Below are 24533 nucleotides of genomic sequence, written 5' to 3'. Positions count from 1 at the left end.
GGAGGGACTGCGATGGTGAAAGTGATTACGGCCATACGAAACAAGGAATTAGATCAGGCGTTTGCCGACTGGACCAAGGGGTTTACCGCTCCAGTCAGCCGCACTTTCCGTGGGACGATGAGACGAGTCATGCGGAAGATTCCCTTTCAAACGCATGTAGGGATTCATCACGGACGCATTTGCAATAATGGCCCGTCCAGCAGTGCCATAGGGAAGTTAGCTAACAGTTTCTCAACGCCTGCATTTTTATAAAAAAACGATGTCGATGAGGCTAGCTATTATCTAGGTCAATACATTCACCGAGAACTTCTTGACACATACCATTATCATGAACTTATTGACATGGCCGGACAATATGATAAAATCAAAAATTATACTGTTGCTGTGAAAGAACGAGGCCGCAGTATTAAATTCCTGCGGCGCATTATTCCCGGCGGAGCTGATCGAAGTTACGGATTGCATGTTGCACGCTTGGCAGGATTGCCGGAGGGGCTATTGAAAAGAGCAGAAGTTATTTTGTCTGAGTTAGAGGCCCAGGGAGGACCTAGCGTGTCTTCCGGATTTTCTCAGGCATCCGGTCCGGCGGCTGATGATGGATTTGGTGATTTGTTTGCCAATCCGGTTATAGATAAATTAATGGGAGTCGATGTGTCCAGTATGACGCCCATTGAAGCTATTTCTTTTTTATATTCCTTGCAGAAGGAAGCAAAGGAAGGAAGTGGTAAAAATTGAATTCGATTATTACTATTTTAGATGAAGCGACAACTAATAAAATTGCGGCAGGAGAAGTCGTAGAACGACCGGCTTCCTGTGTAAAAGAGCTGGTGGAAAATGCTATTGACGCCGGCGCATCTGCTATTGAGATTGAAATTGCCGATGGCGGACAGTCCTATATGCGTGTTACCGATAATGGCTGCGGTATGAGTGCAGATGATGCTCATAAATGCATTATTCGCCATGCTACCAGCAAGATACGTTCTGTAGAGGATATTTATGCAATCAGTTCATTGGGATTTCGCGGTGAAGCTGTGCCCAGCATTGCGGCAGTATCACATTTGCAGATAACGACCCGACAGGCTGAAGATACGTTTGCTACGCATCTTTTGCTGGATGGCGGAAAAGTTGCTGCCGATGATCAAATGGGGGCTGCTGTGGGAACCACCATGGAGGTGCGTGATTTATTTTATAATACGCCGGCTCGTAAAAAATTTCTTAAAAGTGAACGGACGGAGAGCGGCAAAATCAATGAAATGATTATAAAACTTGCATTGGCGCATCCTTCTATTGAGTTTACTTTTATCAATAATGGCCGGACGGCTGTTCATACGGGTGGAAACGGGCAGCTTCTTGATACGATCGCTAATATTTACGGTACGGCATTGGCTAAGGAAATATTTCCGGTAACATATGATGCAGATGATATACATATAGAAGGATATGTTGGAAAACCTTCTGTTTTAAAAAGTTCCCGGGCGTGGCAGACGTGTATTGTCAATCATCGCATTGTTCATAATCTGGTTCTTTTTAAAGCAATCGAAAATGCGTACCACGCTATGCTGCCAAAGTCAGGATATCCGTTTGCTATGCTGCACTTGCAAATGGATCCGGCATCCATTGATGTTAATGTGCATCCGGCTAAGACAGAAATAAAATTTTCGGAAGAACAGGCAATATACCGAGTCGTATATCATGGTATTATTCAAGCGCTGATGCAGCAGGAAAAACCGGAACAGATCGCAACGGTTCCCCATATTTCTTCGTTTCAGGCTGAAAAAATGGAGATAGCGGAATCAATAGCAGAACCTACTGAATCAACAACGGCATCGTCGTTTCCTGAAACACGTCCAGCATCTTTTACACAGGAATCACTCGATTTACCGGAGGCAAAAGGAAGGGTATCCGAAGCACATGATGTTTTCTCCTATGCCGGCGGCGTTGCGGGGCATGCGGAATGGAATCACGAGGCTGCCTCTAGAGCCACGAAGCAGGAGGAACATGTTTTCAATGAGATACTGGATCAGGGATCGGCATCCGGTGCAGCCGGTGTACCGCAAACAGATCCGGTAATTGTTTTTGAAGGCGATGATTCTGTTTTTATTCCGTTAGGGCAAGTTGCGGAGTGTTTCATTATAGCGAAAAAAGGGCAGGATTTGTACATTATTGACCAACATGCTGCACATGAACGCATTCGTTATGATACATTTTGCAATCGCGTAGAAAAGATGCCGTCACAACAATTATTAACTGCTGAATTTGTTGAAGTAGATGCGGAAGATATGACACTTCTTTTAGAGCGTCAGGAAATATTTGATGATTTAGGATATGTCTATTCGGAAGCAGGACCGAATACATTACGTATGCAGGCAATTCCCAGTGACTTGAAGACAAGTGATATTGCGGGTTCTTTGCGCGATATCTGCAAGTTTCTCCATGAAGATAAAGAGCCGGATAAAGCAGAGATGAGACATCGGTCCTTAGCATATTTATCTTGCCATGGTGCGATCAAGGCAGGAAATATTCTGAATATTCGGCAAATGAAGCAGCTTTTGGAAGACTTATTTCATACGGATAAACCTTTTGTCTGCCCTCACGGACGTCCGATTATCTTGCGTTTTACACCGGAAGAGCTGGCAAAGTTATTTAAGAGAACGTAGGGGGAAAATGGAAACGGTATATGTTACTACCTCGCTGCATGCCAGTAAATCGATTTGTGAACAAGGCCGTAAATGGGCAGTCGCTATTCATGCCTTTTTTATAGAACGCGGAGAGCAGAATATAGAACAGCTTTTGACAGCATATCATATTGAAGCAATTCTTGTATTCACGGTGCAGGGACCGGAAATACGGACATTTTTGGGTCGGCATGCTTTTCATTTAAGTATGGCGGAACTTCGTATTCAACATATCCGACAGGGAATGCCGGATCATTTTCTGGAAGCCTTGGGAGCAGAAGGTCCGGTACGATTATTAGATTGCACGTGTGGTTTTGGATCGGATACGATTGTAGCCTCTTTTGGTCTTCCGGCAGGATCGGATGTGCATGCGCTGGAAATATCACCGTATATGGCGGCTGTTACCTCTTGGGGACTAGCTCATTTTGTGCATAAACAGGCAGATGTGACGGAGGCCATGCGGCGCATACGATTGCAACATGATGATTACCGGGACTATTTGCAGCGGACGGATATAGCACCGTATGATATTATCTATTTTGATCCTATGTTTTCCCGCCCTATACAGAGCAGTCCGCAGTTTCATCCTGTAAGAAATTTGCTGGAACATGAAGCCATGTCGGATGAGTGTCTGGCCTTAGCGTTAACCAAAGCCAGACGGCGAGTTGTAATCAAAGGAAGATCTTTCCGGCGATTGAAAATGGTATATCCCCGCGTAAAATTATATGGCGGCAAATATAGCAGAATCGGATATGCCGTATTGGAGTGTGAACATGGATAAAGTTATTGCTATTATTGGACCGACCGCTGTGGGTAAGACGTCGCTGAGTTTTTTTTTAGCGGAGAAGCTTCACACCGAGCTTATATCTGGTGATGCCTATCAAATATATAAAAAAATGAATATTGGTACGGCAAAACCTACAGCAGAAGAACTGCACCGTTATACACATCATCTTATTGATATTATCGATCCGTCGGGAACCTATTCAGCGGCTGCGTTCTGCTATATGGCCGGACAAGCTATACAGCAGCTGAATGCTAAAGGAGCTATTCCGGTTCTTGTTGGCGGCACCGGTTTATATGTGCAGTCTCTTTTGGAAGGGTTTCATTTTGATGGTCCTAAATCAAGCGAAGCTATGCGGGAGCGGGCACGAGAACGTATTGCTCGTTCGACGCGAGAGGATTTAGCGGCATATATCAGAAAAAATACAGATTGGCAGCCAGTGGATTGGAACGAATTATTTTGCAATACACACCGTCTTGTCCGTCTTTTATGTGCTATCGAAGGCCAGGAAGGGGCTGCATTTGTACATACAGATAAAGAAAAAGAACCCCTATATGATGCTTATGTTATCGGTCTGCGATTACCGCGGGAAGTGTTATATAAACGAATTAATCAGCGAGTAGATGATATGCTGGCAAATGGATGGATAACCGAAGTAATTTCATTGCTCGAGAATGGAATATCGGCGGATTGTCAGTCAATGAAAGCGATTGGCTATGAAGAAATTACAGCATATCTGAATCATCGACTCACATTTGAAGAAATGGCAGAACGTATTAAAATTCGTACACGGCACTTTGCTAAACGGCAGTTAACTTGGTATAAACGCATGCCGTATATTCATTGGTATGAAAAAGAACACTATGCTTCGGAAGAAGAGTTGGCACATAGTGTTATAACGGATATAGAAACATACTGGAAGTGGAACGTATAGCAGAAAGAAAGGATCTGGAATTTTGTCATTTAATTTTGAATTAATTAGAAAAAAAGCGTTGGCTGTTTGTGCCAAGCAATTTGAACATATTGATACGATCAGTTTGCATAATACGGGAAAAGTACTGCAGGCATTTAAGGACTGCCAAGTATCGTCATACCAATTTGCCGGCACGTCAGGATATGGGTATAGTGATTTAGGACGGGAAAAATTGGATGAAGTATTTGCTCATATTTTTAAAGCAGAAAAAGCGATTGTGCGGCCGCATTTTGTTTCCGGCACGCATGCATTGGCAACTGTACTTTGTGCATTGCTGCAAAAAGATGATGTATTGATTTCACTTATAGGTGCTCCGTATGACACGATGCAAAGCGTTATTGGATATACGCATGAGACGGCACATTCTCTCAAGGAAAAGGGTATTCGATATGATGAAGTTCCGTTAAAAAATAATACATATGATTTGGATGGGATCCGCGATGCTGCCGGAAAAAATCCTAAAGTTGTTTTATTGCAGCGTTCCCGCGGGTATAGTACACGTGCATCTCTTTCACTTGAAGATATACAAACGATTATTGCTGCGGTTAAGAAAATTAGTCCTGATACAATTTGTTTTGTAGATAATTGCTACGGAGAATTTGCGGCGGAACAGGAACCATTAGAGGTGGGAGCAGATATTATAGCAGGATCTCTTATCAAAAATCCAGGCGGCGGTATCGCACCTACAGGCGGATATATTGCCGGACGAGCAGACTTAGTAGATGCAGCAGCCGATTATTTGACTGCACCGGGATTAGGGACAGAACTTGGATCCTATGCTGCCGGATATAGATTATTCTTTCAAGGTATTTTTTCCGCACCTCATGTTACGGCACAGGCGATCAAAGGCGCTGTTTTTGCGGCAGCTGTATTTTCTGAGCTGGGTTTTGATGTATCTCCTACGGCAGATACACTTCGCTGTGATTTGATACAAACTATTTATTTGAAAAACGAAAAAAACATGTGTCTTTTTTGTCAGGGAATACAATCGTTTTCCCCTGTTGATGCGCATGTTAGACCGATTCCTGACGATATGCCCGGATATGCCGATAAAATTATCATGGCAGCTGGAGATTTTGTACAGGGATCATCAATTGAACTTTCTGCGGATGGACCTATCCGCGAGCCTTATATGATTTATTTGCAGGGAGGTATTGTATTTGAACATAATGTGCTGGCTATTTTGAATGCGGCCCGTTATATTTCTGAAAATGGCGAGGAACAGAGGAATGATTAAAGAAGTCATTGTTGTTGAAGGAAAAAGCGATATAGCTCGGCTGCAGCAAAGTGTGGATGCCGACATTATTAAAACAGATGGATTTTGTCTGCGGTCCGATACATTGGAACAAATCAGGTATGCGTATGAAAAGAGAGGAATTATTATCTTAACAGACCCTGATAGTGCCGGTGAACGGATTCGTACATATTTAACACAGCGGTTCCCAAAAGCTAAACATGCATTTATTCCAAGAGAAGAAGCTATTGCCAATAATGATCTGGGAGTGGAACAAGCCTCTCCGGAAGCCATACGTTCGGCACTTTCAAAGGTTCGGTGTGTTTCTTTTGAACCGTATTGCGAATTTACGATGGAAGACTTAATGGCAGCAGGCATGAATGGAAGCGCAGCAGCGGCTGAACGACGAAATCGAGCAGGCGCGGTATTGGGAATTGGCTATGGTAATGCCAAGCAATTTTTACGACGTTTGAATCATTACGGCGTACTGCGTACCGAGTGGGAAGCAGCGATATGCCAGATAGATGAGGTATCTGAGAATGAATGAAGTGGATTTGTCAAAACCGGATGTAGTACGTTATATTGTTGATCGATTCGGGTTAAGAATGAATAAAAAATTGGGGCAGAATTTTTTGGTAAATCATGCGGTGGTTCAATCTATCGCGGATGCCGCAGTACTCAAAGAAAATGACCCAGTCTTGGAAATAGGACCTGGCATTGGCACCCTTACTCAGGCTTTAGCTGAAACCGGTGCAGCTGTTACCGCGGTTGAGCTTGATACACATTTACTTCCGGTATTGGAAAAGACGTTGGAACACTATCCCAATGTACGGGTCGTTCAGGGGGATATTTTACGGACGGATATACTTGAACTGATGGGACATAAGCCGTTTACAGTATGTGCTAATTTGCCATATTATATTACGACACCTATTATTATGAAATTATTAGAACAACGTCTTCCGGTGGAGAAATTGGTCGTTATGGTGCAGCGGGAAGTTGCTCAGCGTATGACTTCTGCGCCGGGAAGCAAAGTGTATGGTGCGTTGTCTGTATCAGTACAATATTATACGGAGCCGCACTTATTGTTTGAGATACCGCCGAAGGCTTTTATGCCGGCACCGGAGGTTACCTCCGCGGTGGTTTCTATGGATATACGCAAGGAACCGGCGGTTGAAGTTCTTGAAGAAAAACGTTTTTTTCAAGTGGTAAAAATAGCTTTTTCACAACGCCGTAAAACTTTCTCTAATACATTAAAAGCAGCAGGACTTTCGAAAGAAGCAGTGACAGATATATTGAATAACTGCGGCATTGATGGAGGCAGACGCGGTGAAACGATGTCGCTGGATGAATTTGCCTGTGTGGCAGATGCATGGACACGATATATTCGAAAGTAAGTCAAAAAGAAGGCGAAAATTATGTTTGGTATAGGGAAAAAGACAGCGGTTATTGCTGCCCCTGTTGAGGGCAGCGTGATAGATATTACAGAAGTAAATGATTCTGTTTTTTCACAGAAAATACTTGGGGATGGGTTCGCGGTCGAACCGGTAACATCTGATATTACGGCACCCTGCGATGGCAAGGTTGTTCTGCTTGCAGATACCTTGCATGCGGTTGCTGTTGAAGCGGGAAAAGTACAACTATTGATTCATGTGGGCATCGATACGGTCACGTTACAGGGGCATGGTTTTATATCTCATGTTAAACCTGGAATGACGATACGGAAAGGTGAGACATTGCTCTCTTTTGATGCGGCCTATTTGAAAAGTCAGGGAAAGGCGTCTACAGTTATGATTGTTGTTACCAATTTGGAAGATATTCATGGCTGTATAACAAAGAATTTGGAAGATAAATCGGCTGTATTGAAAATATCTTATCAATAGATGCGGCAGTCATATAGGAGGGGAATGTATGGTATTTTTTTATATTTTAGAACATACGATGGTGCCTATTTTTCTTTTAGTGTTGATCGGCTTTTATTTAGATAAAAAATTTAGTCTAGATGTAAAAACGTTATCTAAATTATTATTTTATTTAATTATACCGAGTTTTGTATTTACTAATTTGTATAAGACAGATTTTCCGGCTACCAGTGCCATCATTATTTCTTGTATTTTCTTTTTAATGTTTATTGGTTTTTTAGTAGCAACTTTTATCAGCAAAATGAGACATTATGATGCATGCATGCTGGAATCCTGCAGAAATGCCCTTATGTTTAACAATTCTGGAAATCTTGGAGTGGCGCTTGTTATTTTAGTGTTTTCACATGATCCTTTTGTTGTCAACGGACAGACGCCTTATCTGGCAGAGGCGATGGTCGTTCAGATTTTGATTTTTGTTATACAAAATATTACGTTGAACACGATTGGCTTATATCAGGCAGGACGGGGACGCCTGTCGGCAAGAGATACATTGGGAGTTGTTTTTCGGATGCCGATTATTTATGTGTTTACCGCAGCCTTAGTCGCACGTTTTTCGGGTTGGGACGCTACCCAATTTTTCTTTTGGCCCATCATGGAGATGTCGGGGGCGGCATTGCTGCCGGTAGCGATGATCAGTATAGGAATTCAGCTGCATCGGACAACGATTAAGTGGCTGGATCATGAAGTATGGCTTACGAGTATTGTTAAATTAATGCTATTTCCTTTTTTGGGATTAGCAACGATTTATGCTGCTAATTTGATTATTCCGGGGAGCTTTTCACCGGTTGCTTCTATCGTCTTTTTAATTTATTGTTCTGTGCCGGTAGCCGTAAATACGGCAATGTATGCTATCGAGTTTAATAACTGTCCGGAGTATGCTACGCAGGTCGTTATGAATACAACAGCATTAAGTGCTTTTACGATGACTTTTTTTATTTTTTTAGGACATTTGCTTTTTATATAAATCATGTTTTATGGTATGATATAAAGTAAGCCTGTTTATCAAGGAGTTAAATAATGAAACGGATATATTTGGATTACGCGGCGGCAACGCCTCTGGATCCACGAGTATTGCAGATCATGATGCCCTGGCTGACGACGGAATTCGGAAATCCTTCGAGTCTTCATTATTGGGGACAGCAGGCTCGGGCTGCAGTGCAAAAGGCACGGGAACAAGTAGCACATTGCTTGCGTGTTTCTGCAGAAGAACTGATTTTTACCAGCGGTGGAACTGAAGCTGATAATTTAGCGATACGAGGGTATTTACGAGCGAATCATCCTGAGGGTGGCCATATTATTACTACAGCAGTAGAACATCAAGCGGTACTGCATACATTTAGCGCATTGGCGCAGGAGGGATATACAGTAACGATACTTCCGGTAAATAATGCAGGCTGTGTAGATGCCGACGATGTTCGAAAGGCGCTGCGTAAAGATACGGTGTTGATTTCCTGCATGTATGCTAATAATGAAACTGGCATGATTCAGCCGATTGCAGATATTGGAAACATTGCCAGAGATCATCATATCATTTTTCATGTTGATGCTGTACAGGCATTTGGCTACTTACCTGTGTATCCTCAAACAGATCATATTGATCTACTTTCTATATGCAGCCATAAAATTTACGGTCCGAAGGGAATGGGAACGCTGTATATTCGGAAGGGAATAGAAATTTCATCGGAAGCGTATGGTGGCCCGCAGGAGCATCATTTACGGGCAGGAACAGAGAATGTAGCTGGAATTGTTGGCTTCGGAGCGGCAGCGGCTATTTTAGAAAAAGAAAGACAGCAGCGGTATGATCAGGCAAGAAGATTAAAAAAATATATGTATGAAACACTTAGTATGAATAGCGCGGTGTTTCATTTAAATGGAGAATGGGAGCATTCGCTTCCTAATATTTTAGATTTCAGTATTTCCGGCATAGATAATGCGGTACTGTTAATTGCCCTTGATATGCAGGGTGTGGGTGTTTCAGCTGGTTCTGCGTGCGAAGCCGGAGCCGTTGAACCTTCCCATGTTCTTAAAGCAATGGGACTGCCGGAAAAATGGACACATAGTAGTGTTCGGGTTTCTTTCGGAGCAGAGACGACAATGGAAGACGTAACGGAAGCTGTTGAAATTATAAATCGGACGGTTACGGATATGTTGGGAAAGGAGGAAGACCATGGATAAAAGAGTAGCGGTTGCTATGAGCGGCGGTGTAGATAGTTCTGTTACAGCGGCTTTATTGAAGCAAAAAGGGTTTGATGTTGTGGGGATTACATTGCGGCTGTGGGAAGAGGAGTCACAGTGCAAAGTTATTGATAATGTACATGCCTGCTGCTCGTTGTCAGCAGTAGATGATGCCAAAGCAGTTGCTTCTGTCTTAGGAATTCCTCATTATACATTGGACTTCAGAGATGTTTTTAAAGAGACTGTTATTGATTATTTTGTGGAAGCGTATGCTTCCGGGAATACACCCAATCCGTGCATTGCCTGTAATAAGTATATAAAATTTGGACTGCTATGGGAGAAAGCCAAGCAATTTGGTGCGGATTTCCTGGCAACAGGTCATTATGCACGCATTGCATATAATCAAGAAAGAAACATATATGAACTTTTGCGGGGTACTGACAGGCACAAAGATCAGTCATATGTATTGTATCAATTAACTCAGGGTATATTGCCCCACATTTTGTTTCCTATGGCTGATCTTGAAAAAACGCATACACGAGAATTGGCTAAAACCTTTGGATTGCCAGTATTTGACAAACCGGAAAGTCAAGATATTTGTTTTATTCCTGATAATGATTATAAACGTTTTCTGCGCAGCCGCATTCCCGCTGCTTTTTGCACGGGCGATTTTGTGGACGCTCAGGGTAACTGTCTGGGACGTCACCAAGGTATCCCCTGTTATACTATCGGGCAACGACGCGGTCTTGATTTAGGCGGGCCTGGCGGCCCGTATTATGTTACCGCTCTTGATGTACTTCATAATCGTGTTATTGTGGGAAATCAGGAATCTTTGTTTTCCCATACGGTTTTTGCGAATCAGGTATCTTGGGTCGAAGGGAAACCGGCAGCATCTTCATTCAGAGCGCAGGGGAAAATCCGCTATGCTGCTAAGGAAGCAGCATGTATGGTTCATGTAAATGAAGAACGGATACAAGTTGACTTTGATATTCCACAACGTGCCGTGACAGCAGGACAAGCGCTTGTTTTATATGATGGCGAGCGTGTTCTTGGCGGCGGTGTTATTATATAAATAGAGGAGAAAGAATAATGGCAACAAAATATATACGCAATTTTTCAATTATCGCGCATATTGATCATGGCAAATCTACGCTGGCAGACCGCTTGATTGAAAAAACAGGGGCTGTTCAAAAACGGGAAATGGAAGATCAACTTTTAGATACGATGGATTTGGAACGCGAACGTGGGATTACGATAAAGGCCCAATCTGTTCGCTTATCTTATGCTGCCAAGGATGGAAATACATATACACTTAATCTGATTGATACGCCAGGGCATGTCGATTTTAATTATGAAGTATCACGAAGTCTTGCCGCTTGTGAAGGAGCTCTTCTTGTTGTCGATGCTACTCAAGGAGTTGAGGCGCAGACGTTAGCAAATGTTTATTTGGCAATGGAACACGATTTAGAAATCGTACCGATTATCAATAAAATTGATTTACCCAGTGCAGACCCCGAACGAGTGGCCAAAGAAATCGAAGATATTATAGGGATTGATGCCTCAGAAGCGATTCTTGTCAGTGCTAAAACGGGAGTTGGCATCGAGGATGTTCTGGAAGCTATCGTGCAGCGCGTCCCAGAACCGGAGGATGCTGCTGATGCACCGCTGCGGGCACTGATTTTCGATTCTCACTTTGATTCATACAAAGGTGCTATTGCTAATATCCGTATTGTAGAAGGATGTTTAAAAACGGGAGAACGAATTAAAATGATGGCGTCCAAAAAAGTCTTTGAGATTACGGAGCTCGGTATATTTGCACCGCAAATGCGTCCGGTTGACTCATTGGAATGCGGAAGTGTCGGCTATTTGGCTGCCAGTATGAAAAATGTTCGGGATTGCCGTGTGGGAGATACCGTGACAAAAGTAGAAAAACCAGCGGCGGAACCTTTGCCTGGGTATCGTCGGGCAACACCAATGGTGTATTGCGGATTGTATCCGATAGAAACGAATGAATATGACAACCTTCGGGATGCTTTGGAAAAGCTGCATCTAAATGATGCCGCATTATTATTTGAACCGGAAACATCCACTGCCTTAGGTTTTGGATTCCGCTGCGGATTCCTTGGCTTATTACATATGGATGTCGTAAAAGAGCGATTGGAGCGGGAGTATAATTTACAACTTATTACTACGGCACCTTCTGTAATTTATCATGTGTACTTGACAGATGGGTCTATGCAGGAGGTGGATAATCCTTCGCTGCTGCCGGACATGACTAAAGTGGACCATATTGAGGAACCTTTCGTAAAAACTACGATTATTATCCCAAAAGACATGGTTGGCACGGTCATGGAGTTATCCCAGAATCGCCGCGGACAGTATATAGGCATGGATTATCTTGATGAAACACGGGTATCATTAGTCTACGATCTGCCTTTGTGTGAAATTATTTATGATTATTTTGATACATTAAAATCATCTACTCGGGGATATGCTTCATTAGATTATGAATTACATGGGTATCAACAGTCGCCGATGGTAAAATTGGATATTTTGATTAATGGGGAAAACGTTGATGCATTAAGTACGATTGTTCATCAAGACTCAGCTAAACGACGTGGACGGGCATTGGTTGAAAAACTGCGCAGCATTATTCCGCGTCAGCTTTTTGAAATACCTATCCAAGCAGCTATAGGAAATAAAATTATTGCCCGCGAAAATGTTCGCGCTATGCGTAAAGACGTATTAGCCAAATGTTATGGCGGAGATATTTCGCGTAAGAGAAAACTATTGGAAAAGCAAAAAGAAGGGAAAAAACGAATGAAGCAAGTGGGGAACGTTGAAATTCCACAAGAAGCATTTATGGCTGTGCTGCAGGTAGATAAATAATGCTTGGTGTTTACATTCATATTCCTTTTTGTCAAAAAAAATGCCGGTATTGTGATTTTCCTTCTTATGGCGGGGTGTCATACTTCTTCTCGAATTACGTAAAAGCATTGTGCCGGGAAATTGTTTATGCAGCCGGTGCTGGCGAAACGGTTGATACGATCTATTTAGGGGGAGGTACTCCGTCTTTACTGACAGCACGGCAAGTAGAGTCTATTTTATGTGCTGTAAGAAATCATTTTTCAGTGAATTCTTCTGCTGAGATTACCATAGAAGCAAATCCCAATAATATAACTGACACATATATACAAGATTTGCGTTCTATTGGGGTCAATCGCTTCAGTTTGGGAGTGCAGTCATTTTCAGATGAGCAGCTGCAGCGATTGGGCCGTATGCATACGGCAGAAGAAGGAAAACATGCTGTGATGACTATTTGGGAAGGCGGTATATCCAATATTTCCGCCGATTTGATGTTTGGACTTCCCGGACAGTCTGTGGCAGATGTATATACAGATTTAAGGATACTGACACAGCTGCCGATTACGCATGCATCGATTTATAGCCTTATAGTGGAAGATCATACGCTTCTTTGGGACGATATACGCCACCAGCGGGTGTTTCTGCCAGATGAGAGAGAGGAAGAGGCTATGGCTGCGCTTGTACATGAAAATATGGCGGCAGAAGGCTTTGAACATTATGAGATATCCAGTTATTGCCTGCCCGGATTTAGATCACGTCATAACAGCAAATACTGGCAATATTCGCCATATCTTGGTTTTGGGGTATCTGCGCATTCTTTTTATCAGAATAAGCGATTTGCCAATATTGCCAATATTCCTGAATATATACATAAAGCGGGTGTAAGCAGTGTTGTTGAGACAAGCGTTTCCATTGAATCCAGACGGGCTGCTGAAGATTATTGTATTTTAGCCTTGCGTATGTGTGACGGCATAGATTATGAAAAATTTCATATTCTTTTTTCGACAACCGTAGAAACTGAATTTGGAGATATCATAGAACGATTATTTGCGCAGCAGCTGTTGGTTCCAACACCTTCCGGATGTCGTCTCAGCAAATTAGGATTTTCATATGGAAACTATGTTTTTGAGCAATTTATACGAGATTGAAGGGAGCCTGTTTGTTTACGGTACATACCGGCAGGATTGACAAAATAGCTCTTTTTGAGTATAATTTTAATGTGTGCAATATAAAAGCACTCCCTAACAAAATTTTGGAGGGAGGGAGATCAGATGGCAGAAATCAAAGTTGGTAAAAATGAAACGTTAGATAGCGCGCTCCGCCGCTTCAAACGTTCTTGCCAAAAGGCAGGTGTTCTTTCCGAAGTACGGAAACGGGAACATTATGAAAAACCAAGCGTAAAGAGAAAAAAGAAGTCCGAAGCAGCACGGAAACGGAAGTTTAGAGCATAATCTTTTGGTAAAGACAGAAGGGTGATAGAATGTCTCTTAAAGAAATTCTGCTACAGGACATGAAAGAAGCAATGAAAGCCAAAGAATCCGGAAAAACAGCACTGTCTGTTATTCGAATGATTCGTTCTGCAATCCGTAATACAGAAATTGATAATAAAATCGAGTTAGATGATGCGGGTGTAGGTGTAATCATTGCCAAAGAAATGAAACAAAGACAAGAATCATTGGAAGAGTTTAAAAAGGCCGGTCGGGATGATTTGGTCGAACAGACAGCAGCCGAAATGGATATATTGAAAAAATATATGCCGAGACAGCTGACGTCTGATGAATTACACCAGATTGTTATGGATGCCTTAGCTGGAAAAGACATGATTTCATTGAAGATGGGAGATGTCATGAAAATCGTTATGCCCCTGGTGAAGGGGAAAGCGGATGGGCGTATGGTTTCACAAGCAGTTAAAGATGTTTTACAAAAAAATAGTTAAATTTATCAAGAGTATGTATTGACAAATTTACTAATTGATTGTAATATCTAAGCATGATTTGTAAATAGAATAAGTCATGTCACTAAGTCAAAGAAGACTTCAACCCTGCAAAGGGGGGGAGTCTTTTTCTTTTTTTCAATACCCCTTGTGTGTATTGGAAAAAGAAAGCTAAAGGCAAGCTTTAGCTATTAAAAGGAGGAGATTGTATGTCAAAGGAAGGTTTAGTTTATGTTATTCCTGCTGGTCAATATGGTAAGGAAGGTGTTCTTGCCCTTTTAGAACAACACCCTGAAATCAAGTTTGTATCTCTGGTGGGAATTGATTTGGCCGGAAACGATACGGATGAAAAAATCCCTATTTCCACATTCTTTGATGAATATGAAAAATTCTTTAATGCTACAGCTATTCAGACGGATGGTTCATCTGTCGTATTACCAGGTATCGCTACACTGGACCAAGCCCGTGTGGATATGAAGGCTGATCCGGGAGTTAACTGGTTTGTAGATTATAATGACGGAAATATCGATTGTGTTACAGGCAAGCCGGTTGGGACTCTTCGTATTCCTTGCTATTTAAAACACGCGACTGGATATATAGATTCTCGTTCGATTTTACGTAATACCGTAGATTATGTAGGCGAAGAAGTATTGTCTTTGATAAAGAAACATGGCATTAAAGGAATTGATATCAATCCGGATGATATTGCAAAAATCGTCTTCACGTCTGCTACAGAATTGGAATTCTGGGTAAAAACACCTAGTCAGGACGTAGCAACCCGGCTTTTGTCTGTTTCTCAGAAAATGCAGGAACAATACTGGCAGCGTACACATGGTTTGGTTCGGACGGCATTGGAACAGACTGTGGAACGTTTGGAACAGTATGGACTGGAACCAGAAATGGGTCATAAAGAAGTTGGCGGCATAAAGGCTCAAATTGACGATTCCGGTAAATTGATTTTTGTTTTGGAACAGTTGGAAGTAGACTGGAAATATGCAAATGATCCGGTACAGGCTGCCGATAATGAAATTCAAGCCCGTATTATTATCCGTGAAGTATTCCGTGAAAATGGTCTTGAAGTTACATTCCAGGCTAAACCGATTACTGGAGTTGCCGGCAGTGGTGAACACACGCATGTTGGTATGGGAGCCATTTTAAAGAACGGAAAATTTGTTAATTTGTTCAGCCCTGATAATATGAACGAAGATTTCTTAAGTTCTGTTGGTTATGGCGCAATTATGGGGATTTTGAAACATTATGAAGTAATCAATCCGTTTGTTTCTGCTACGACCGATTCTTTGAATCGATTAAAGCCGGGTTTTGAAGCTCCTATTTGTATCGTAACCGCGTTAGGCGGCGAAACACCGGATGTTCCGACACGTAATCGTACAGTTCTTGCCGGATTAATCCGCGATATGGATAATCCAAAAGCTACTCGATTCGAAGTACGTGCTCCGAATCCGTTCTCCAATACCTATTTGATTCTTGCTTTATTTTATTTGGCAGCGTTGGATGGTATTAAATATGCTCTCGGGGAAGAAAAAGATACAACGGAATTATTAGCTGAAATTTCGAAAAAACAGGGTGAAGAAGCCGGATATCTTGAAAAAGATCGCGAATATCGCTCTGAAGTTGATGTATTTGAAAACTTTGATGAAGAAGAATTGGTTTCTAAGTTTGGCAAAGCTCCCGCTACTGTTTGGGAAAATCTCAAAGCATTGTCCGAATATCCAGAAAAGAAAGCGGAACTTGCTTGCGAAGCGTTCCCTGCCAGATTGATGGATTCCTTTAAAATTGGGGCCTTGACACGGTGGGCATTGGAACTCCAATATCGTATTATTCCTGATAATTTAGAAAAAGTTATTGCTGCAAAAGCTCTTCATACAGATGCTGATACAAATCCGCTTGAAGTAGAACGCTGGACAAAAATCAATAACTTGCGTACTGAATTAGGCCGTGATACAGAAAAAGGATTATCTATTTTCTCAAAAATAAAGAAGGCATTAGGCGAAAAGAATTATGATGAAGCTTCCGATTTGATGATTGCTATGAATGCAAAGATGGATGAATTAGAAGCGTTGTATTATGAATATTCTCATAATGCATTTTAAGGTGTAAAAAGGAAAACCTGCTCTGTGTATTGACCCCCGTAAGTTAGACCTAGAAATCTAGCTTATGGGGGTCAGCTTTTTATATTAAGTAAGTATGATACTTTGTTTTTACATGTCTAAGGGTATATGAACAAAATAGGATAGATCTCATATGGAAGATTTAAATTTTTCATGATATAATTAAGGCATTATATTAAAATTTTGTAAATGAGGGAAGCAGATGATGAAAAGGGGAATACTGTTAGGAATCTTTATTGCCATCTTGATTATAATGACCGGCTGTTCCACGGATACAGAAAAAAGGGAGCAAGCTAAGCAGATTTCACAAGTGGAGCAAGAAACTACAGCACCGGATATTCCAGTGAAAATAGTGGGAGGCAATGGCCAACAGCTGCGCTTACGGGACATATATATAGATAAACCTGTATTTCTTAATTTTTGGGCATCATGGTGTCCACCTTGTGTAAAAGAAATGCCTCATATAGATGCACTTTACAAAAAATATGGGGATAAAATAAACTTTGTGGTAATTAATGTGGATTCAAATGAAGGGGATGTAAAGGCATTCCTGCAGAAAAATTCATTTGAAATGCCTATTTACAGAGGAGATTTGAATAGTATATCGGAAGCCTATCATGTAAATGCGATTCCTGTATCTTTTATTATTGATAGCCGAGGCAAAATAATATCACAACATGCGGGTGGTATGAGTGAAAGAGAAATGGAAAAGTTTTTAGGTCCTATTTTATAATATTTTCTCCTGTATATAAAAACACGTATTAGGAATAGTTTGTTATTTCTAATACGTGTTTTTATATACAGCGTGTCAAATTGCAAAATCTCCATTTATGAAAACGGGGATTTCCGTTCCGTCTTCTTTTTTTCCGATAATTGTCAAATCCTCGGAACCAATCATAAAATCTATGTGAATCATAGAGTCGTTTATACCTGCAGATTTCAGTTCATTTTCGTTTAATTCGGAACCGTTTACCAGGCATGTAGGATATGCTTTTCCCAAAGCTAAATGGCAAGAGGCATTTTCGTCGAATAAAGTTTCGTAGAAAAGTACATTTGAAAGTGAAATAGGGGAGTGGTAAGGAATCAGTGCCGCTTCACCCAAACGAGAAGCACCGTCATCTACTTCTATTAATTGTTTCAGTATAGATTCGCCTTTTTCTGCCTGCATGTGGGTAATACGTCCATCGCAAAAAGTGAGGCTGAAATTATCTATGATATTGCCATTATAGACCAGCGGCTTTGTATTATAGACGACACCGCTGGTTCCTATGGATAAGGGAGCCGTATATACTTCCTCAGTAGGAATGTTTGCATTGAAGGGAATATGTGAAGTTGTTTCTTCCGTACCCCCTTGCCAGATATGTTTTTTGGGCAGCACGACAGTTAAATCAGTTCCCCGGCTGTTGGTATAATGCAAACTGTTAAAATGCATGTCAGAAAGCCAATTACGGCGTTTTTCCAAAGAAGCCAGATGGTTATCCCAGTCATGCAGCGGATCTATTCCATCAGCACGAGAGGAAGATAAAATTTGTTTCCACAACATTTCATAAGCGCTATTTTCATCCATTTCAGGATATAAAATTTTTGCCCATGTGGTACTGGGGACAGAAGCAACGAGCCACGATACTTTAGATGCCATCATTCCGTCTATATATTCTTTTAAAGCTGTATGTTGTGCTTTTTGCCAAGAAAAAATTTTTTTCTGATCTACATGGCTCATTAAATATGGATTTGCTGAAATCAAACTGATAAAGGCAGCTCCTTTGTGGTAGTAATGCAGGCTGAATTCGCGGCGCCAATCGGGAACGTGATCAAATTCTTCCAGTGCTTCACATTCATACCGCAGCCGTGTTGTATCATCACAGTGCCAATTTATTATTACTTGTGAAGCACCGCAGTGGTAAGCTGTTTCTGTTAATATGGCAACAAATTGACTGGACTCTACGGGGGCACTGACAACCAGTATTTGTTTTTTTTGCAAATTAACTCCCTTTTTTAATAGTACAAGAGCATACGAGTGAAGCTTATTCTTTTCAATCATTAGGCTGATCTCCTTTTTCTTGATATATATGTGCTGTATGGCACCATAACCGTGTATTGTAAGCAATTGCGGCTATTCCCAAGCTGATAATAAAACCTACCCAGTAGCCATATGCACCAAGGGTCGTCCAATGGGATAATCCTAGACCCAAAGGAAGGCTGATGATCCAATAGGTAATAAAAGCAATCCACGTGATACTTTTTACATCTTTGTATCCTCGCAGTATTCCCTGCACCGGAGTACCCATAGCGTCGCAAAAGGCAAAAATAACTGCGAACGTTATAAAGGCTTTAATATGTATAAACGTAGTTGTATCCGAGGTGAACAGCGAGGCAATAGGGTTTATAAAAATAAAGGTTGCCGCAGATGTAAAACAGGCAATAATTAAAGCAGTAATTTGACAAAGTACGGCATATTGCCGAGCTGCTTGATAGTGTTTAGCGCCGATTTCATAACCAACAACAATTGTAGCAGCAAGACTGAGGCTCCAAGGTACAGTATATGTAAGGGTAGAGTAGCTTATAGCCGCTTGATTGGCGGCGAGAAATACAGTACCATATTCACTCATCAGCAGGCCTACGATACTGAAAAGGCTTGTTTCACAAAATATGGCAATGCAAATAGGTAATCCTAAACGTAATTGCTGTATCCATAAAATAAACATCACCGGTCTTAGGCGTGTCCAAATATGATAGGAGTTAAAGGGAGATATTTTTTGAAATAAAATAATAAAAACAAACAATGAAATCCAAGCTGCTATTGAAATGGCATACCCTGCGCCAATTCCTCCCATGGGAGGAATGCCCATGCCGCCAAAAATCAAGAAACGGAATAGCACGATAGTAGTAGCCATGTTTAGTAAGAGAATGGTCATAGATATATGGGTTTTACCGTGAGCATCGACTATATTTCGCAGCGTCGCTATCATAAATAAAGGAAATACGCCAATACCAAGCGCATGCATATATCCACTGGCAATTTCTCGTACAGATGGTTCCAGCGTCAGCCAGGATAGAAAAGGATCAATTACGAGATATCCTGCGGCGAGTATAAATAAAGAGAAAAAGGCGGCAATATAAATGCTTTGCATAATATAAAAAGGGATACGTTCCAATTTTCGAGCGCCTCTTAATTGCGCAAGGATAGGGGTTATACCAAAAAATATGCCGGAAATACCTGCGAAAATAGGATACCATATATTTACACCAACTGCGACACCTGCTAAATCTATAGTACCAGCCTGACCACTGAAAATACTACTGAAAACAGCAGTACCAACTTGGGCTATCTGTGTTAAAAAAATCGGGGGAAATAATTTCATAAAATGTTTGCATTGTTCAGGCTGCGGGAATAGCATATGACCTCCGGATAATAGATATAAAACAAGCCCCGTAGAATACGGGGCTGTGTCGGCATTCAAATTATTTTCCCATAGCATTTACTTTAGATGCTAGGCGGGATTTTTTACGAGCTGCACTGTTTTTATGGAGAACGCCCTTGGATGCAGCGCTGTCGATAACGCTGCTGGCCTTGTCAAATGCTGTTTTAACGTTATCAGCGTCACCTGCAGAGATAGCTTCTACAGTACGGCGAATAGCAGTTTTAACAGAAGATTTAACCTGAGAATTTTTTGCATGACGAACTGCGTCTTTTTCCATAGTTTTAATATTGGACTTAATTTGCGGCAATTGATTCACCTCCTCAATCTACAACACACTAAAATATTTTAACATAAATAATTAGAAAAATCAATGTCATTCAAATGCTTTTTAAATTTTATGAGAACAATTCAATACATCCCGCATTTTATGCTGAACCATGCCTTTTATAGCTGTACGCGCTGGACCTAAATATTTTCGCGGATCAAAGTTGGAGGGATCGTTGATGAGTTGTTCGCGGATAGAAGCCGTCATAGCAAGACGGAGATCTGTATCTATATTTATTTTGCAGACGCCCATTTTTCCCGCTCTGAACAGCATATCCTCAGGGACACCTTGAGCACCGGGGATTTGTCCGCCGAATTCATTGCATTTTTTTACAAATTCAGGCATGACAGTAGAAGCTCCATGTAATACAAGCGGATAGTCCGGCAGCATATTTGAAATTTTTTCAAGTCGTTCAAAGTCGAGATACGGAGTACCTTTAAATTTGTAGGCGCCGTGGCTCGTGCCTATAGCAACGGCCAAAGAATCCACTCCGGTCCGTTCTACAAATTCTACAGCCTGATCGGGGTCGGTAAAGGTCGCATCACGGACATCTACATTTACAGCATCTTCGATGCCGGCTAATTTTCCTAATTCTGCTTCTACTACGACGCCCCTGTTATGTGCATAGTCTACCACTTTTTTAGTCAATGCAATGTTTTCTTCAAAAGGATATTTGGAACCATCAATCATTACAGACGTAAATCCGCCATCAATGCAGTCTTTGCAAAGTTCATAACTGTCACCGTGATCCAAATGCAGGCAAATCGGCAAATCATCAGAATCAGCAAGGGCGGCTTCTACTAATTTTATTAAATAAATATGCTTGGCATACTTTCTTGCACCTGCAGAAACTTGTAAAATTACAGGGGACTGTTCTTCTTTTGCAGCATCTGTAATGCCCTGAATGATTTCCATGTTATTTACATTAAAAGCCCCAATGGCGTATTTACCTTCGTACGCTTTTTTGAACATTTCTTTAGTTGTTACTAATGGCATTTTTAATTCCTCCCAGCGTAGTTTTTACCATATCATCCCATCCGGCTTCCTGTATTAATTTCTGCATATCTGCCGGGACAGGAGACATAATATTAATTATTTTACCAGTTACAGGATGAGTAAACTGCACGCAATATGCATGCAGTGCCTGACGGCTGATTCGTTCTTTGGAACCGCCGTATAAATCATCACCAAGCAACGGATATCCTAAATTACTGCAGTGCACACGAATTTGATGTGTTCGGCCCGTGTGCAGGGTAACTAATATCAAACTGTATTCTGTATTGGCGGCAATGCGTTTAAAATCAGACCAAGCAGGTTTTCCGTCTTTGGAAATAATTCGTTTTACAATGCTTTCCGGACTTCTGCTGATAGGAAAATGAACGGTTGCCTGCGAAGAAGGAAAATAGCCGCTTGTAATAGCTAAGTAAAATCGATTATAGAATAGATGTTTTCGGGAGAATGCATATTGTATCTGCGGTTGTTTTGCCAGCATAACGATCCCCGAAGTATTTCTATCCAGACGATGCATCGGATGAAATGCGCAACGCTGCTTTGTTTGCTGATAATAATAGAGAACACCGTTGGCTAAGGTTCCTTCTGCATGGCCTGAGGTAGGATGCATGAGAAGACCATGTGGTTTATTGATTAATAATAAATAGTCATCTTCATACACAATATCAAGATCCATTGGTTCCGGATCAAAAAACTGTGTGATCGGTAAATCTACAGTTACCTTATCACCTTTTACGACAAAATCACGCCAGGTAGCGGGGATATCGTTAATTTTACAGATTCCGTTATGCTTTATTTTTCTGCGCATTGTTGCCGATATGCCGTTATGACGCAAGGCGCCTAATAAGGAAGTGCGTTTTGTAAGTGATCCGACTGTAAATTCAATCATAGATGTGCATCTCTTTCCCATACTTTTTCCAATACTTTTATACGTATCTATTATACAAAATGCTTTGCAATAAATCTATATGCGGAATGATAATTTCATGGCTAATAAATGTCCCGATATGATAATAGGGGGATTTATTATTTTTATTTTACCGCGATTCGTCATTAGAAAAAGATTGTTATAAAAAAAGGATATTAGAAACATTTATGGAATAAGTATATATGATGGAAATATCCTCGTTGAAATATTATAAAATGTAATATTTCAATTGCTATTTAAATACAATTAGAAAGCAGGAATTTTATATGTTATAAAGAATAATATATATTCGGCAGTAAATATATTTCTTTATCAGGTGATAGATGTGAAGTTTTCCAATGAATTTATTGAACAGGTTCGGCAGGCTAATGATATTGTCAGCGTTATATCTGATTATGTTTCGCTGAAACGACAAGGGCGTAACTTTTGGGCCTGCTGTCCTTTCCATAACGAAAAAACAGCTTCTTTCAGTGTAGCCTCCGATAAGGGATTTTTTTATTGTTTTGGTTGCCATGCTTCTGGAGACGTATTTAAATTTATAATGATGAAAGAGAATTTGACTTTTGGTGAAGCGGTGACCCGATTAGCGGAAAGAGCGCATATTCCGCTTCCGGTCATGGAAAAGTCAGCGCAAGAAATTGAACGAGACAGGCAAATAGCGCAATTATATGAAGTGAACGAAATGGCTGGAAATTTTTATCATAATTGTTTGCTAAAGACACATTATGGCAAGGCAGGGTTGGATTATTTTCATAAACGGCATTTAAGCGATGCAACTATCCTTAATTTTAAGCTGGGGTATGCACCGGATAGCTGGAATAAATTGACTGAAGCATTTATGAAAAAGGGAATTTCAGGTACTTTGCTGGTAACGCTGGGTTTAGCTAAGGAAAAAAATGGCCGCTTTTATGATGCGTTCCGCAATCGTGTTATTTTCCCCATTAAGGATGGCCGGGGCAGAATCGTCGGTTTTGGCGGCCGGGTTCTTGATGAGAGCAAGCCAAAGTATTTGAATTCTCCGGAAACGCCTATATTTAATAAGCGCCGTCTTTTATTTGCCATGGATGTTGCTCATAAATCTATTTATGAACAGCAAAATGTTATTCTGGTGGAAGGGTATATGGATGTTATTGCAGCCCATAACCGAGGAATTTCTAATGTCGTAGCTTCTTTAGGTACTTCTTTTACCATTGAGCAGGCCCGTATCCTGCAGCGACAGGCAAAAGAGCTTACTTTATCCTATGATATGGATAGTGCCGGTCGCAAGGCAACACTGCGTGCGATGGAAATCGTCCGCGGTATGGGGATGCGTATCCGCGTTGTTTCACTGCCGCAGGGGAAAGACCCTGATGAGTACATTAACAGTGCAGGACCCGATGCATTTCGGACTGCGGTTGACGAGGCTCCGAATGTACTCGATTACATGCTTCAGACGGCAATGCAGCAGCATGACAGCAGCACGCTGGAAGGAAAAGCAGCGGTAACGGCAATGATTATACCGGCTTTGGCAGCTGTAGATAATCGCATTATATTGGAAGCCTTTTTAACGAAAACAGCAAGACAACTTCAAATTGATGAAAGCGCTGTTCGCAGTGAATTCAATAAGTATATTGCACAGCACCCTGAAGCAGGCCAATTGCAGGTCCATGTATCTACGGACATTTTAGATAAAAATATGGCAGCCAGGGGAAAAGGGACAATGGCTGTAGCTGAAGAAAATATACTTCGTTTTTTGATGGAGCAGCCTAACGCCTGCGAACGCATTCAAACTAAAGTTGACGTAGAATTTTTTATGAATGAAAGACGCCGTAATATTTATCGCATACTATTGAATGTTTATGGACACCAAGGGATGTACACAAAATCGGACATCCAAGAGAAATTGACCCCTGAGGAGTCCGAGGAATTGGCTCGTATTATGGTTCTGCAGGATATTCCTATGGATGAAGCCGTATTAATGGACTATGTTAAACGGTTCCGCTTAGCAGAATTGCAGAAGCGGTATGAAGTCCACAGTAAAAAAGCGGCTGCGTTCAGCCATAGTGGTGATACGCGGTTTGTTGAAGAATTGACTGAATGCAAGCGAATAAAAGAAGAAATGAAGAAGTGGTCATGAAAGGGAGGAAGGAGCTGTACATCATGGTGAAAATGAAGAAAACA

The 24533-nt window shown here is 41.3% G+C and carries 23 protein-coding genes and 1 pseudogene; 19 read left to right on the top strand and 5 right to left on the bottom strand.

The window, feature by feature from the left end:
* From BLR11_RS07115 to BLR11_RS07030, 18 genes and pseudogenes are all read left to right on the top strand, one after another.
* Window positions 1–252, top strand: a pseudogene (locus BLR11_RS07115) (hypothetical protein); the annotation flags it as partial.
* A gap of 42 nt (window positions 253–294) precedes the next feature.
* Entirely contained in the window at window positions 295–732 is a 438-nt protein-coding gene (locus BLR11_RS07110; protein WP_091649974.1) for a MutS-related protein, read from the top strand.
* Entirely contained in the window at window positions 729–2654 is a 1926-nt protein-coding gene (mutL, locus tag BLR11_RS07105; protein WP_091649972.1) for a DNA mismatch repair endonuclease MutL, read from the top strand. The genes BLR11_RS07110 and mutL overlap by 4 nt, the downstream gene beginning before the upstream one ends.
* Before the next feature lie 7 nt (window positions 2655–2661).
* Complete coding sequence (locus BLR11_RS07100) at window positions 2662–3453, top strand: class I SAM-dependent methyltransferase (RefSeq protein ID WP_091649970.1); 792 nt, start codon at window positions 2662–2664, stop codon at window positions 3451–3453.
* Window positions 3446–4390, top strand: a complete 945-nt coding sequence (miaA, locus tag BLR11_RS07095) for a tRNA (adenosine(37)-N6)-dimethylallyltransferase MiaA (RefSeq protein WP_091649967.1) — start codon at window positions 3446–3448, stop codon at window positions 4388–4390. Before BLR11_RS07100 ends, miaA begins: the two co-directional genes overlap by 8 nt.
* 22 nt (window positions 4391–4412) lie before the next feature.
* Window positions 4413–5666 (top strand): methionine gamma-lyase family protein, encoded by a 1254-nt coding sequence (locus BLR11_RS07090; RefSeq protein ID WP_091649964.1) that lies wholly within the window; start codon window positions 4413–4415, stop codon window positions 5664–5666.
* Window positions 5659–6210: a ribonuclease M5 gene (rnmV, locus tag BLR11_RS07085; RefSeq protein WP_091649962.1), complete on the top strand. Its 552-nt coding sequence runs from the start codon at window positions 5659–5661 to the stop codon at window positions 6208–6210. Before BLR11_RS07090 ends, rnmV begins: the two co-directional genes overlap by 8 nt.
* Complete coding sequence (gene rsmA / locus BLR11_RS07080) at window positions 6203–7060, top strand: 16S rRNA (adenine(1518)-N(6)/adenine(1519)-N(6))-dimethyltransferase RsmA (RefSeq protein ID WP_091649959.1); 858 nt, start codon at window positions 6203–6205, stop codon at window positions 7058–7060. The genes rnmV and rsmA overlap by 8 nt, the downstream gene beginning before the upstream one ends.
* A gap of 21 nt (window positions 7061–7081) precedes the next feature.
* Window positions 7082–7546 (top strand): PTS sugar transporter subunit IIA, encoded by a 465-nt coding sequence (locus BLR11_RS07075; protein WP_091649956.1) that lies wholly within the window; start codon window positions 7082–7084, stop codon window positions 7544–7546.
* Between the two features lie 28 nt (window positions 7547–7574).
* Window positions 7575–8549, top strand: coding sequence for an AEC family transporter (locus BLR11_RS07070; protein ID WP_091649953.1), 975 nt, complete (start codon window positions 7575–7577; stop codon window positions 8547–8549).
* Window positions 8550–8602: 53 nt separating this feature from the next.
* On the top strand, window positions 8603–9760 hold the full coding sequence (locus BLR11_RS07065; protein ID WP_091649951.1) for a cysteine desulfurase family protein: 1158 nt from the start codon (window positions 8603–8605) through the stop codon (window positions 9758–9760).
* Window positions 9753–10832, top strand: coding sequence for a tRNA 2-thiouridine(34) synthase MnmA (gene mnmA / locus BLR11_RS07060; RefSeq protein WP_091649948.1), 1080 nt, complete (start codon window positions 9753–9755; stop codon window positions 10830–10832). The genes BLR11_RS07065 and mnmA overlap by 8 nt, the downstream gene beginning before the upstream one ends.
* Before the next feature lie 17 nt (window positions 10833–10849).
* Window positions 10850–12649 (top strand): translation elongation factor 4, encoded by a 1800-nt coding sequence (gene lepA / locus BLR11_RS07055; RefSeq protein ID WP_091649945.1) that lies wholly within the window; start codon window positions 10850–10852, stop codon window positions 12647–12649.
* Complete coding sequence (hemW, locus tag BLR11_RS07050; RefSeq protein ID WP_245675108.1) at window positions 12649–13773, top strand: radical SAM family heme chaperone HemW; 1125 nt, start codon at window positions 12649–12651, stop codon at window positions 13771–13773. The genes lepA and hemW overlap by 1 nt, the downstream gene beginning before the upstream one ends.
* Window positions 13774–13896: 123 nt before the next feature.
* Complete coding sequence (rpsU, locus tag BLR11_RS07045) at window positions 13897–14076, top strand: 30S ribosomal protein S21 (RefSeq protein WP_091649940.1); 180 nt, start codon at window positions 13897–13899, stop codon at window positions 14074–14076.
* A 29-nt stretch (window positions 14077–14105) separates the two neighbouring features.
* A complete protein-coding gene (locus BLR11_RS07040) occupies window positions 14106–14561 on the top strand; it encodes a GatB/YqeY domain-containing protein (RefSeq protein ID WP_091649938.1) in 456 nt (151 codons plus the stop codon).
* A gap of 206 nt (window positions 14562–14767) precedes the next feature.
* A complete protein-coding gene (locus BLR11_RS07035) occupies window positions 14768–16669 on the top strand; it encodes a type I glutamate--ammonia ligase (RefSeq protein WP_091649936.1) in 1902 nt (633 codons plus the stop codon).
* 220 nt (window positions 16670–16889) lie between these two features.
* Window positions 16890–17420, top strand: coding sequence for a TlpA family protein disulfide reductase (locus tag BLR11_RS07030; protein ID WP_091649933.1), 531 nt, complete (start codon window positions 16890–16892; stop codon window positions 17418–17420).
* Window positions 17421–17495: 75 nt separating this feature from the next.
* On the opposite strand, the gene BLR11_RS07025 is transcribed toward BLR11_RS07030, so the two are convergent.
* From BLR11_RS07025 to BLR11_RS07005, 5 genes are all read right to left on the bottom strand, one after another.
* Window positions 17496–18728 carry an aminopeptidase gene (locus BLR11_RS07025; RefSeq protein ID WP_091649931.1) on the bottom strand — a complete coding sequence of 411 codons (1233 nt, stop codon included), beginning with the start codon at window positions 18726–18728 and terminating at the stop codon, window positions 17496–17498.
* Window positions 18721–20085, bottom strand: coding sequence for an MATE family efflux transporter (locus tag BLR11_RS07020; RefSeq protein ID WP_091650001.1), 1365 nt, complete (start codon window positions 20083–20085; stop codon window positions 18721–18723). Before BLR11_RS07020 ends, BLR11_RS07025 begins: the two co-directional genes overlap by 8 nt.
* 64 nt (window positions 20086–20149) lie before the next feature.
* Window positions 20150–20416: a 30S ribosomal protein S20 gene (rpsT, locus tag BLR11_RS07015; RefSeq protein ID WP_091649928.1), complete on the bottom strand. Its 267-nt coding sequence runs from the start codon at window positions 20414–20416 to the stop codon at window positions 20150–20152.
* Between the two features lie 81 nt (window positions 20417–20497).
* Window positions 20498–21430 carry a class II fructose-1,6-bisphosphate aldolase gene (gene fba, locus BLR11_RS07010; RefSeq protein WP_091649926.1) on the bottom strand — a complete coding sequence of 311 codons (933 nt, stop codon included), beginning with the start codon at window positions 21428–21430 and terminating at the stop codon, window positions 20498–20500.
* Window positions 21411–22334: an RluA family pseudouridine synthase gene (locus BLR11_RS07005; RefSeq protein ID WP_091649923.1), complete on the bottom strand. Its 924-nt coding sequence runs from the start codon at window positions 22332–22334 to the stop codon at window positions 21411–21413. The genes fba and BLR11_RS07005 overlap by 20 nt, the downstream gene beginning before the upstream one ends.
* A 364-nt stretch (window positions 22335–22698) precedes the next feature.
* On the opposite strand from BLR11_RS07005, the gene dnaG reads away from it, so the two are divergent.
* Window positions 22699–24489, top strand: a complete 1791-nt coding sequence (dnaG, locus tag BLR11_RS07000; protein ID WP_245675107.1) for a DNA primase — start codon at window positions 22699–22701, stop codon at window positions 24487–24489.
* Window positions 24490–24533: the final 44 nt, after the last annotated feature.

The sequence above is a fragment of the Megasphaera paucivorans genome, from assembly GCF_900103535.1.
GTDB classification, from domain to species: domain Bacteria; phylum Bacillota; class Negativicutes; order Veillonellales; family Megasphaeraceae; genus Megasphaera_A; species Megasphaera_A paucivorans.
This window is presented reverse-complemented; position numbering and strand designations above follow the sequence as displayed.